The 12151-nt window shown below is 63.0% G+C and carries 13 protein-coding genes and 1 pseudogene; 12 read left to right on the forward strand and 2 right to left on the reverse strand.

The genetic code is table 11. From position 1 onward, the window contains the following. The first annotated feature begins 251 nt into the window (after positions 1–251). From GA0061098_RS11325 to GA0061098_RS11355, 7 genes are all read left to right on the forward strand, one after another. The gene (locus GA0061098_RS11325) at positions 252–617 is read left to right on the forward strand and encodes a nuclear transport factor 2 family protein (RefSeq protein ID WP_091956419.1); all 366 of its coding nucleotides are present in this window, start codon (positions 252–254) and stop codon (positions 615–617) included. Positions 618–743: 126 nt separating this feature from the next. Then, positions 744–1148, forward strand: coding sequence for a YciI family protein (locus tag GA0061098_RS11330; protein ID WP_091956420.1), 405 nt, complete (start codon positions 744–746; stop codon positions 1146–1148). 58 nt (positions 1149–1206) lie between these two features. Continuing rightward, positions 1207–1572: a YciI family protein gene (locus tag GA0061098_RS11335; RefSeq protein ID WP_091956421.1), complete on the forward strand. Its 366-nt coding sequence runs from the start codon at positions 1207–1209 to the stop codon at positions 1570–1572. A gap of 131 nt (positions 1573–1703) precedes the next feature. Further along, the gene (locus GA0061098_RS11340; RefSeq protein ID WP_091956422.1) at positions 1704–2456 is read left to right on the forward strand and encodes a TetR/AcrR family transcriptional regulator; all 753 of its coding nucleotides are present in this window, start codon (positions 1704–1706) and stop codon (positions 2454–2456) included. A 121-nt stretch (positions 2457–2577) separates the two neighbouring features. Further along, on the forward strand, positions 2578–3069 hold the full coding sequence (locus tag GA0061098_RS11345; RefSeq protein WP_028140327.1) for a DUF2852 domain-containing protein: 492 nt from the start codon (positions 2578–2580) through the stop codon (positions 3067–3069). Between the two features lie 400 nt (positions 3070–3469). Next, positions 3470–4363, forward strand: coding sequence for a peptidoglycan-binding protein (locus GA0061098_RS11350; RefSeq protein ID WP_091956423.1), 894 nt, complete (start codon positions 3470–3472; stop codon positions 4361–4363). 107 nt (positions 4364–4470) lie between these two features. Continuing rightward, positions 4471–5172, forward strand: coding sequence for a peptidoglycan-binding domain-containing protein (locus GA0061098_RS11355; RefSeq protein WP_091956424.1), 702 nt, complete (start codon positions 4471–4473; stop codon positions 5170–5172). Between the two features lie 91 nt (positions 5173–5263). Here the strand turns inward: GA0061098_RS11355 and GA0061098_RS11360 are convergent, their stop codons facing one another. Further along, positions 5264–6427, reverse strand: coding sequence for an acyl-CoA desaturase (locus GA0061098_RS11360; protein WP_091956425.1), 1164 nt, complete (start codon positions 6425–6427; stop codon positions 5264–5266). Between the two features lie 325 nt (positions 6428–6752). Here GA0061098_RS11360 and GA0061098_RS11365 point away from each other — a divergent pair, with 325 nt between their 5' ends. Next, positions 6753–7517: a serine acetyltransferase domain-containing protein gene (locus tag GA0061098_RS11365; protein WP_091956426.1), complete on the forward strand. Its 765-nt coding sequence runs from the start codon at positions 6753–6755 to the stop codon at positions 7515–7517. A gap of 95 nt (positions 7518–7612) precedes the next feature. Here GA0061098_RS11365 and GA0061098_RS11370 read toward each other — a convergent pair. Next, positions 7613–8130 (reverse strand): annotated as a pseudogene (locus GA0061098_RS11370) (DUF2231 domain-containing protein). Positions 8131–8543: 413 nt separating this feature from the next. Here GA0061098_RS11370 and tolQ point away from each other — a divergent pair. From tolQ to tolB, 4 genes are read left to right on the forward strand one after another with little or no spacing between them, the layout of a single operon-like run. Continuing rightward, entirely contained in the window at positions 8544–9260 is a 717-nt protein-coding gene (gene tolQ, locus GA0061098_RS11375; RefSeq protein WP_018317771.1) for a protein TolQ, read from the forward strand. 43 nt (positions 9261–9303) lie between these two features. Then, a complete protein-coding gene (gene tolR, locus GA0061098_RS11380; RefSeq protein ID WP_018317772.1) occupies positions 9304–9753 on the forward strand; it encodes a protein TolR in 450 nt (149 codons plus the stop codon). A gap of 3 nt (positions 9754–9756) precedes the next feature. Further along, entirely contained in the window at positions 9757–10716 is a 960-nt protein-coding gene (locus tag GA0061098_RS11385; protein ID WP_091956427.1) for a protein TolA, read from the forward strand. A gap of 41 nt (positions 10717–10757) precedes the next feature. Continuing rightward, positions 10758–12101: a Tol-Pal system beta propeller repeat protein TolB gene (gene tolB / locus GA0061098_RS11390; protein WP_165637317.1), complete on the forward strand. Its 1344-nt coding sequence runs from the start codon at positions 10758–10760 to the stop codon at positions 12099–12101. The last annotated feature ends 50 nt before the right edge of the window (positions 12102–12151 follow it).

Genomic DNA, 12151 nt, shown 5'->3' on the forward strand with positions numbered 1-12151 from the left:
AAGTTGCATGCTATCCTTGAGCATCGGTAAATTCTGGAACACGTCGCGACAAGCTCCGCGATTTCACGAGCAGTAGCCAACTACTTCAACTGACAGCTGCTCTTGGTTTATATGCACGGTGGAGTTCACAATGCGGAGCCGTACTTGTACGGGGGCGCAGCCGAGATTTTTTTCGCGTCGCCTCGCATGGCGGTGTCCGCGCGGTCGAGGGCGAACCGTCTTTAACAAGATGCTCGCTGCGGAGACCCGCAATGTCCGACGACCGCGAACGCCTGATCCGAGACCTCTCCGCCGCCTATCTCGCCAACGACCGGCAGCGGGTCGCCGACGCACTGGCCGACGATTTCCACTTCACCAGCCCGTTCGACGACGACCTCGACAAGGCGACCTATTTCGAACGCTGCTGGAGCGACAGCGGCTGGATCGCACGGCATGACATCGAGCGCATCTTCGTCCGGGGTGAGGAAGCCTTCGTTACTTATCTCTGCCTTGCGACAGATGGCAGGAGTTTTCGCAACACGGAGTTCTTCACCTTCGCAAGCGGCAAGGTCCGACGCATCGATGTCTATTTCCGGGCTGCCCGGCAGCATGGTCGTTTCCTGCCGCAGCCGCGCTAGGGCCGGGCCCCTCCAGATTATTTACGCGGGCGTGTCGGTTCCGTGAGAGTTCGTTCGTCTTGAAGGCGAGCGGGCCTGCGCCTCACGGCGCATCCCGGAACCACCGCAGAAGCCAGGATACGACCCATGCGATTCATGATGTTGATGATCCCGCTCGGCTACGAGGCCGCGCCGCCGGACGTCCAGCTCGATCCCGAGCGCGTCGCGGCGATGATGCGCTACAACGAGGCGCTGAAGGACGCGGGCGTGCTGATCACGCTCGATGGCCTGCATCCGCCGTCGATGGGTGCGCGGGTTTCGTTTGCGACTGGCGAGCCTGTCGTGACCGACGGCCCATTCACTGAAGCCAAGGAGGTCCTTGGCGGCTATTGGATGATCGAGGTTGCCTCGCGCGCCGAGGCGATTGCCTGGGCGAAGAAGTGTCCGGCTTCGGCCAACGAGATCATCGAGATCCGGCAAGTCCAGGAGATGAGCGACTTTCCGCCCGACGTGCAGGAGGCCGCGGCCGGTTTCGGCGACCTGAAGAGGTAGCCACAGCGATCGCGATGAAATCGCGTCTGTCGTCAGTCAATCAGCAAGGAGAGAACCGATGAGCACCGAACATAAATTCCTCGCCGTCTATCTCGGCAGCATGAGCGGCGAAAAGATGAAGGCCTGGCATGCGATGCCCGAGGCTGAACGGAAGGCAAAAGAGCGCGAGGGCATGGCCGCCTGGCACGGCTGGGTCGAGAAGCACAAGGACGTCATCGTGGAGATGGGCGGCCCGCTCGGCAAGACCCGCCGGATCGACGGACGCGGCATTGCCGAGATCAGCAATGCGCTGACCGGCTTCACGGTGGTGCGGGCCGCCTCGCAGGAGGAAGCTGCAAAATTGTTCGAGAACCATCCGCATTTTGCGATCTTCCCGGGCGAGGCGATCGAGGTCATGCCCGTGCTGCCGATTCCGCAGATGTAGCTGCGGACGAGGCTAATTTTCCGGCTGCGATGCCGTCGCTCCGGCCCGGCATCGCCCGTGAAAGTACGGGGTTAATCACGCCCGATTCCTGCTAGTGACCTTCACCGCCGGCTCATGTAAAGATCGTTCACATGAGCTGGCGCAAGGAGCAGCGCCGCGCGGAGCGCGGCTATCACCACGGAAATCTGAAGGAAGCCCTGTTGCAGGCCGCTCTCGGGCTGATCGCCGAGAAGGGCGCGGCTGGCTTCACCTTCGCCGATGCCGCACGCATGGCCGGCGTCAGCGCAGCGGCGCCCTATCGGCATTTCCGCGACCGTGACGAGCTGTTGTCCTCGATTGCCCAGCGCGGCTTCGAGCAGTTCGAGCAGCGCCTGACCGCGGCCTGGGACGACGGGCGCCCCGACACGGTCACCGCGTTCGAGCGCGTCGGCAAAGCCTATCTCGCCTTCGCCCGTGAGGAGCCCGCGTTCTACAACGCGATGTTCGAATCGGGCGTGCCGGTCGACGCCAATCCCGCCCTTCAGGCCGCCAGCGAACGCGCCTTCAACATCATTCGCGCTGCAGCCGAGCGGCTCGCGGCGCTGACGCCGCCAGGTACGGCGCGGCCGCCGGCGATGATGATGGCGCTGCACATCTGGTCGATGGCGCACGGCGTGGCTTCGCTGTTCTCCCGGGGGGACGCCGCGCGACGAAAACTGCCGATGTCGCCGGACGAACTGCTCGAGGCCGAGGTGCTGATCTATCTGCGCGGTCTCGGCTTCCCGACCGACCGCCGTCCTGTAGGCAAGGGCGCCGAGCCGCCGCCGGTGCCGCCGGAGGCGCCCTCCGGTTCAGGCGTGCCGCCCGGCGGCACTCCAAGTGGTCCTTGGGGCAAGCCGAAATAAAATTACGCAAATAATCACGCGGGCGTGTCTGGCGGCCAGCTTGACAAAATCGCGGGATGGTCTAGCTATGTAAATGTTATTTACATTCACAACGGCGCTGGTGCCGTGATGGAGATGGGAAATGGCCTACACCGCTGACGTTAATCGCTGGCGCGGCCCTTCGGACCAATACCAACAGTACGAACGTCCCCGCATGCTCGATACGCCCTGGCATCCCGGCTGGATCGCCGTGACCATCCTCGGCTTCATCATCTGGTGGCCGATCGGACTTGCCCTTCTCTTTTTCACACTCGGGAGCAGAAGAATGTCGTGCTGGAGCCACCAAGATCGCTGGCAGAACAAGATGGAAAAGATGCAGTACAAGATGGACCGCATGCGCGGCCGCATGGAGCGCCGCGGCTTCGGCTTTGGCTTCGGCCCCCCGTCCTCCGGCAACCGCGCCTTCGACGAGTACCGCTCTGAAACGCTGCAGCGGCTCGAGGAGGAGCAGGTCGAGTTCAAGAACTTCCTCGACCGTCTGCGTCACGCCAAGGACAAGGAAGAGTTCGACCAGTTCATGGCGCAGCACAAGACGCGTCCGACCCCGCCGCCGACCGACCAGCAGCAGGGCTGACCTTCAAGGCCGACACCTCTCAAAGCCTTCAGGCGCATGCCCCCAAAGTCCTGATGGCCCCGAGCCGCCCGTCTGCGCAACCCGCGGGCGGGCGGTTTGGTTTTTGGGATCTGCTTCATCTCTCGCGTGCGCGAGAGCAGGCATCGGCCGGCTTCGGCCGCCATCGTTGCTCGCATTGCTCGTCGTGCCGCGCCTAGCCCTGTCGCGAGATGCAGGTTGCAATTTATCGCGGTGGCAACTGACGGTCACTAGACCGGACGTTGCTGCGAATGTCGCCAGGTTGCGGCGATGAGGCCTGTCCGGAAAATCGAATCTTCCTCTTGCAACCAAAGGGTGTTGTGCATAATCTTGGGACGTTTTTCAATCGATGATATTTGGCTGAATATTAGGGAGTATTTTCGTGCGGATCGTAACGATCGTTCGGAAGGTAGCCCCTCGCTGCTATCCCAATTACCTCAAGGCTTTTGAAGACGGCGACGAAATCTTCGACCGCTTCAAGATCAACACTCCGCTTCGCATCGCGCACTTCCTCGCTCAGGCGCTATATGAAACCGGCCGCGGTACGGTTCTGTTCGAGAGCCTCAAATACAAAACCACGGCGCGACTTCTCGAGATTTTCGGCATCGGCCATCATAGCGCGGCCATCCGGCCCGACGAGGTCGATCAATATCTCAACAATGATCGTGCCTTGGCCGAGCGCGTCTACGGACTGAGTAATCCGAAGAAGGCGAAGGAGCTCGGCAATACCAAGCCCGGAGACGGATACAAATATCGCGGCGGCGGCCTGTTGCAGACGACTGGCGGCGCCAACTACCTGCGCATGGGCAAACTCGCAGGCGTGGACTTCTACAATAACCCGGATCTGATTGTCTCACCCGAAGCGGCTCTGCTTCCCGCCCTTCACGAATGGAATGAGGGAGGCCTGAACGCGTATGCGGATCGGAACGAAATCCGCACAATCACGCGGCTCATCAACGGTGGCTACAACGGCCTGAGCGGTCGCACGGAGCTCTTCGAGGTCGTGTGGAGCGCAATAGGCAAGAGCGGCGCGAACCAGGTGGCCTGGAAAGCCGCAACCACGTCGGATGAAACGCGCGAGCTTCAGGAGGCCCTGAACGATCTCGGGGCTGAGCCGGCGCTTGTCGTGGATGGACGATATGGTCCCGCCACCGCGCAGGCGGTCGAGTGGTTTCAAAACCACGCCAAGATCCCTGTCGATGGAAATGCAGGCGTGGTGACGCAGGCGGCGTTGAATCTCCGCCTGAATTCCCGGACGGCTTCAGAGCGCCCCTAAGAGCGTGGCGCCTTTGACGCGCGAAGTTCGCCGGAGCTTCGCAAATAGATGTCTCGATTATTGAGGGCCGAATTTTAGCAAGTTTCATTACGCAGAAGGGATTGAGCATGACCGACGGCGAAAAGATGCTGAAGCTGGCCGAGTCCCGCATCGGCGAGAAATACGTCAATGTCTGCGTTCCCAAGAACAACAAGAACTGGCACGGTCCATGGGACTGCGCGGAGTTCATGTCCTGGTTGGTGTGGCAGGTCGGTGGATTCCTGTACGGATGCGTCGACAACAACGGCAATCCTGCGACGGTTGAGGCCTATACCGGCGCCTGGAAGAGCGATTCACAAAAACTTGGAAAGCGCGTGCCGTGGCGGCAGGCAGCTTCAACGGTGGGAGGCATTCTTCTGCGCTACCCGCCCGGACCGGGCATGATGGGGCACATCGTCGTTTGTGACGGCGAGGGCGGCACCGTGGAGGCGATGGGCACCGCCTATGGCGTTCGTCGCGGCAAGGTGTCGGGCCGGAATTGGGATACCGGCGTCCTGCTGCCGAACTTTACGTATGGGGCGGCGGGTGGAGCACTCGACCTGGCTGAGCCGAGCCTGCTGTATGCGCTTGGGCAGCCGAACATGAAGGCGTCCGTCATTCGGGACATTCAACGCGCTTTGAAAGAGCTGGGATTCAATCCGGGGCCGATCGACGGTGAATATAATGACCTGACGGTGGCGGCGGTCGCAGCGTTTCAGGCGACCAAAGGACTCATTGTCGACGGACAGGTCGGACCGCAGACGGCCAAACGGTTGAAGATCGAACTCTAGGGATCGGCGCGATTCTTTCACCTGCCGCGCGCGCGACAGAGGCGTCCCGGCGCCATGACTCGCGCCGGGCTGCATCGCATGACCGCCAGCTTCAACGCGCGGTGGCGAGCTGCGCGTGAACCGAAGCCAGGAAGTGTTCGTAGGCGTGATCCACGATCTCGTTGAGCGATCGCGTTCGTGCGAACATCGCCTTGGCCTCGGCGAGAAACTCCTCGCGGGTCGGTATCTTCGGCAGATGCAGGTGTGTCAGCGCGTCGACGCCGTCATGCGCGCGGTTGAGGATGTCGTGCAGCGTCGGCAGCTGCAGCTGGGTCGGGTCGGCGCGGTGCAGCGCCGAAGAGATCGCATGTGCAAGCTTCGGCGCGTCGAACCGCCCGGCAAGCTCGCGGGCGGCCCGATTGATGACGCGGGCGCCCAGCGGCTGCTCGTTGCGCAGCACCTGTTCAGGCGGCGCCTTCATGTTCCAGACGATTCCGAACCAGGACAACACCTTCAGCACGTAATAGGTGACGTCGATCTCCCACCAGTAAAAGCCCTGTCGCACGCTGCTCTGATAGGCGTGGTGATTGTTGTGCCAGCCCTCGCCCATAGTGAGCAGCGCCAGCAGCCAGTTGTTGCGGGAATCGTCGCCCGTCACGTAGCGCTTGCGTCCGTGCACATGGGCGAGCGAGTTGATGCAGAAGGTCGCGTGATAGACCAGCACCGTGCTCCACAGGAAGCCGACGATCAGACCCGACCACCCCGCCGCCAGGAAGCAGAGCGCCGCAAGCACAAAGGCCGGCAGCAGCTCCAGCCGATGCAGCCACATCAGCTCAGGAAAGACAGTGAGATCGCCGACTTTCACGAGATCAGTGCCGTCGTGCTCCCGGTAAAAGATCCAGCCGAGATGACTGTACAGGAAACCGCGCTGACGCGGCGAATGCACATCCAGCTCGGTGTCGGAATGCAGATGATGATGTCGATGCTTGGCCGCCCACCACAACACGCTCTTTTGCGCGGTGCTTTGCGCAAGGCAGGCCAGGATGAACTGAAACACGCGGCCGGTGGCGAAAGCCCGATGGGAGAAATAGCGGTGGTAGCCGGCGCCGATTGCAAACATCCGCACGACATACAGCGTCCCACAGATCGCGACGGCCTGCCACGTGACGCCTGACCAGATCGCCGCAAAGCATCCGAGATGGACCAGCACGAACGGTATGGCGGAGGGGTACATGACGTCGTCGTGGTGGTCGTCGGCGGGCGCGTTGGGCAACATGTTTCAGCGTGACCTCAGGTAACGGGGATCCGGAATTTGCATCGGCAGCACCGAGGGCTGCCGGGTACGAAAAACCCGCGGATGGCGGACCACCGCGGGGCTTGAGCGAGCTGCTCTGCGTGTCATCCCGGCCAAAGCAGCATCAGCCGAAAATCCGACTGACTATATGGGCGCGGATGGCTGGCATGCAAGCTCGTAGCCTCACGGGGAGCTGCGGCATGGTGCTCGGGTAGTCACGGTGCCGCCGACGCCGCGTGGCGCGCGGGCCGCCCGCGGCCTATATTCGACACCTGAAGGAAGCACCAAAGCACCGGAGGCGGCCTTGATGGCAGCTGCGACCGCAACGAATGATCGCCTCTGGCAGAATATACGCGCGGAGGCGCAGCGCGCGTGCGCAGCCGATCCCGTCTTCGGCAAGTCGCTTGCCGATGCAGTGCTGGCGCATGATCATTTTGCCGAGGCTCTGGCCGATCTGATCGGCCGCAGGCTTGGCGGCAACGCCGCCGGGCAGGCACGCTTCACGGCCTTTTCTATCGACGCCTTTCGTGGCGCCCCGGAATTGATCGAAGCGGCCGGCCGCGATCTGCAGGTGATCGTGCATAGCGATCCTGCCATTACCGGCCTGCTGGCGCCGCTGCTGCATGTCAAGGGCTATGTCGCGCTCCAAGCCTGGCGCGTCTCGAACTGGCTCTGGCGTCATGACCATCGCGATGCGGCGCTGCTGTTTCAGAACGAGGCGTCAAACCTCTTGCAGGTCAGCATTCACCCGGCAGCCAGCATCGGCTCGTCCGTGTATCTCGACCACGCCACGGGAATCGTGATCGGCGCCAATGTGGTGATCGGCGACGAGGTCACCATCCTTCAGAACGTCAGCATCGGGCGCCATGGCGACTTGCCGATGCGCTCGCCTCGCATCGGCCGCGGCGTCTTCATCGGCTCCGGCGCAACCATCCTCGGCGACATCGATATCGGCGATTTCGCCAAGATCGGCGCCGGGACGGTCGTGATCAGTGACGTGCCCGCCGGCTGCACGGCAATCGGCAATCCCGCGCGTCTGACCAACTGCCCCGAACCCGCTTCGGCGGCCTGAGGCGCCGTCACGTCATGAGATGCGGCGGAGGCGCGACCTGATCAGCAGCGAAAGCACGGCGGCCGAGGTCTGCCCCCCGGCGACATCCCGTTGCCTCAGGCGGCGCGACGATGGCTCTCGCCGCATGCTGGGGCGTGACCGGTTCCGAGCTGGTCTGGCCCGGCGCATCCAGCACCGCGACGTGATGACGGTAGACCATCTCCCAGCCCTTCCATCCCGTGAACAGGAGGATGCCGACCACGACCAGGGAGAGCACCACGCCCCACGGCTTGATCGCAGCCTCTGCGCCTTGGGCGTAACGGAGGTAGAAATTGATCAGGGCCAGCACGACCGCCGCCAGATTGCCGACCATGTGGTACCAGGCATCGTTGAGGCGGCGGATGCGGGGCTCGCTGAAGAAGTCCGTAAAGCCGGCCACGGCCGCGACGAGCGCCATGACGATGCCAGCCCCGATCAGCCACATCGCGGCTCTGGCCCAGAAATTGTCGCCGGTTCCGATGAAGGCCAGATCGGCGATGGGCGCGCCGACCAGACATGCGACCGGGAATGGGATGAGCATGGGGTGGAGCGGGTGATCGCCGATGGCGGCGGTCGTCTTGGGGTTGATGGTCATGGCAAAACCTCGCGGAAAGTGATTTTCGGGACAATTTTTCGGGCGAAGGGTGGTTCCTCCGGGCCAGGTGTCCGGGACACAAGCCGATCCAACTGCCTGCGCCGCCTACCTTTCCCGCAGCCAAATTCGCCTGCGGTAACCTCGCATTAACCAACGCCGGGCTCTGGTAAGGGCGGACAATCGCGCCCAAAGCCCGAAGTCGGGGCCCGTCAAGGCCCGGGGCCAAAGGCCCATAGTTTTGACATCTTGGCAGGGAATGCAGACGGCCGGCTTTGGACGAGCCCCTGCACCCAGAAAGACAAGGTTTTGAGCGGGCTTGCCGGCCGCGCCGGTTCTAGCGCGGCCATTGGGGAACCGGCAGCCATTTGCTGGCCGGCACATCGGGTAACGATCGCCTTGAGAGGATACTGCTTATGAATCCGGCCGACGTGGCTCAGTCAGCCCTTCCGGTTGCCGCTTCTGCGGACGTGTCGCTGATCGCGCTGTTCTGGCAGGCTCACTGGATCGTGAAAGCGGTGATGCTGGGACTTCTGTCCTGCTCAGTCTGGGTCTGGGCGATCGCCATCGACAAGATCTTCCTGTTTGCCCGCACCCGCCGCTCGATGGACCGTTTCGAGCAGGCATTCTGGTCCGGCGAATCGATCGAGGAGCTCTATCGCACCCTCTCGGCCAAGCCGACGCATTCGATGGCGGCCTGTTTCGTGGCGGCGATGCGCGAGTGGAAGCGCTCGTTCGAGAACCAGGCCCGCTCGGTCGCCGGCCTGCAGATGCGCATCGACAAGGTCATGAACGTCTCGATCGCCCGCGAGGTCGAGCGGCTGGAACGCCGCCTGCTGGTGCTCGCGACCGTCGGCTCCGCCGGCCCCTTCGTCGGCCTGTTCGGCACCGTCTGGGGCATCATGTCGAGCTTCCAGTCGATCGCGGCGTCGAAAAATACCTCTCTGGCGGTGGTCGCGCCGGGCATCGCGGAGGCGCTATTTGCGACCGCGGTCGGCCTTATCGCCGCCATTCCTGCCACTATTTTCTACAATAAGTTCACTTCCGAGGTGAACCGGCAGGCCCAGCGGCTCGAGGGCTTCGCTGATGAATTTTCCGCCATCCTGTCGCGTCAGATCGACGAGCGGGGCTGACGGGCGGCATGTATAGTGTGAAGGACAATTTGGGCACGCGATCATGGCGATGAACGTTGCAAGTTCGTCCGGAGGCGGCGGCCGCCGCGGCCGGCGCAAGCCCGTCGTGGCCGAGATCAACGTCACGCCGATGGTCGACGTGATGCTGGTGCTGCTCATCATCTTCATGGTGTCGGCGCCGATGCTGACGGTCGGCGTGCCGCTCGACCTGCCGCAGACCCAGGCCAAGAGCCTCGAAAACAACGACCAGAAGCCGATCCAGATGTCGATCGACATCAAGGGCAAGGTGTTCATCAACGACGCAGAGATCGCGATCAACGAGCTGGTGCCCAAGCTGAAGGCGATCACCGACGCGCGCGGCGGGCTCGAGGAACGCATCTATCTGCGCGCCGACAAGAAGGCGGATTACGGCACGGTGGCCAGGGTGATGGGCCAGTTGTCCGGCGCCGGATTCAAGAAGCTCGCCCTCGTCACGGAAGCGGATCAGGGGTAGGCCGTGAAGGTGAAGGTCGACAAGACACTCGTTGCGTCGATTGCCCTGCATGTCCTCGTGCTGGGATGGGGGCTGGTCACCTTTAGCAGCAAGGCCTACGTCGCGCCGGAAGAGTCGCTCCCGATCGACATCATCTCGACCGATCAGCTCGCGAAGATGATGGCTGGGCAGAAGACCGGCAAGAAGGAAGAGCCCAAGCCCAAGGTCGAGAAGATCGCCGAGCCCAAGCCGGAGGAAGACGCCGTCGGCAAGGTCACCGAGAAGAAAGAGCTGATCAAGACCAATTCGCAGCCGGAGCCGCCGCCGAAGCCGGTCGAGAAGCCGGTGGAGAAGAAGCCCGAGCCGCCGAAGCCCGTGGCCGAGGCGAAGCCGAAGGAAGAGCCGAAGCCGCAGGAAAAGAAGCCTGATCCGGCCAAGGAAGATCCGATCGCCGAGCTGCAGAAGAAGCTGGAGACCAAGAAGCCGCCGCCCAAGCCCGTGGAGCAGAAGGTTGCGGCGGTGCAGCCGCAGCAGCAGCCCAAGCCCAAGGAGCGCAGCTTCGATCCCGCGCAGATCCAGCGCGACCTCGACAAGCGCGCCGCGACCCGGCACGAGCTCACGGGAACGGCGCTGAACGCCTCGGCGTCGCTGGGGTCGGCGACCGGCACTGCCGCCAACAACATTGCGACCTGGCGCGGTGCGTTCCAGGGCGCGGTCAAGCGCTGCTTCACGCCGACCTATAACGGGCAGGACGCCGACCAATACGAAGCCGACATCGACATTCCCATGAAGATCGACGGATCGCTGGCGTCCGAACCCATCGTGGTCGCGGTGAGGGGACCGTCGCGGTCGATCGCCCAGGCGGTGGCGGAGAGCGCCAGGCGCGCCATCGTGCAGTGTCAGGTCTACTCGTTCATGCCGAAGCAGCAGTACGAGAGCTGGAAGCTCATTCCGATGACTTTCGGCCTGAAAGATATGTTGTGACATCCGAACAAAAGAATTTTGCAATGAATAACGTCCGATCGATGAACCGCCGCCGCTTCATGTCCCTGACCGGATCGACGCTTGCGATGCTCGGAGGCGGACAAGCCTTCGCGCAGGCCCAGCCGCGAATTCGTATCGACCCGACTGAGTTTCAGCCGATCCCGATCGCGATCACCGGCTTCGTGCCGGGCTCGCCGTCCGACGGTGACGTCGGCAACGGCGTCACCCAGGTCATCACCAACAATCTGAAGCGTTCGGGCCTCTTTGCCCCGATCGACCAGGCCGCCTTCATCGAGCGCATCAGCAACATCGACGTCGCGCCGCAATTCCAGAACTGGAAGACCATCAACGCGCAGGCGCTGGTCACCGGCCGCATGACGCGGCAGTCAGATGGACGGCTGAAGGCCGAATTCCGTTTGTGGGACGTGGTCTCCGGCCAGCAGCTCGCGGGACAGCAATATTTCACCTCGCCGGAATATTGGCGCCGCATCGCCCACATCATCTCCGACCAGATCTACGAGCGGATGACCGGCGAGAAGGGCTATTTCGACAGCCGCGTGGTGTTCGTGGACGAAAGCGGCCCGAAGGAGCGCCGCGTCAAGCGGCTCGCGATGATGGATCAGGACGGTGCCAATGTGCGCTATCTGACCCGCGGCTCCGATCTCGTGCTGACGCCGCGCTTCTCGCCGAACTCGCAAGAGATCACCTACATGGAGTTCGGCCAGGGCGATCCGAAGGTCTATCTGTTCAACATCGAGACCGGCCAGCGCGAGATCGTCGGCAACTTCCCGGGCATGACCTTTGCGCCGCGCTTCTCGCCGGACGGCCAGCGCGTCATCATGAGTCTGCAGCAGGGCGGAAATTCCAACTTGTTCGTGATGGATCTGCGCTCGCGCTCGACCACGCGCCTTACCGACACGCCGGCGATCGACACGTCTCCGTCTTACTCGCCGGACGGCACCCGCATCTGCTTCGAGTCCGATCGCGGCGGCAGGTCGCAGATCTATGTGATGGCGGCGGGCGGCGGACAGGCGCAGCGCATCTCCTTCTCCAAGGACGATACCAACGCCAGCTATTCGACGCCCGTGTGGTCGCCGAAAGGCGACTACATCGCCTTCACCAGGCAGGGCGGCGGGCAGTTCTCGATCGGCGTCATGAAGCCTGATGGCTCCGGCGAGCGGCTATTGACCTCCGGCTTCCACAATGAAGGCCCGACCTTCTCGCCGAACGGCCGCGTGCTGATGTTCTTCCGCGATCCCGGCGGCAATGGCGGGCCGTCGCTGTACAGCGTCGACATCTCCGGCCGCAACGAGCTCAAGGTGCCGACGCCCGGCTTCGCCTCCGACCCGGCATGGTCGCCGCTGCTATCCTCGACGGCGGGTTGACAAGAGAGCGCTAAAACATCGCGCGTTCAGACGCGCGATGTTGTCGAAAA

The organism is Bradyrhizobium shewense, from assembly GCF_900094605.1.
Classification (GTDB): Bacteria; Pseudomonadota; Alphaproteobacteria; order Rhizobiales; family Xanthobacteraceae; genus Bradyrhizobium; species Bradyrhizobium shewense.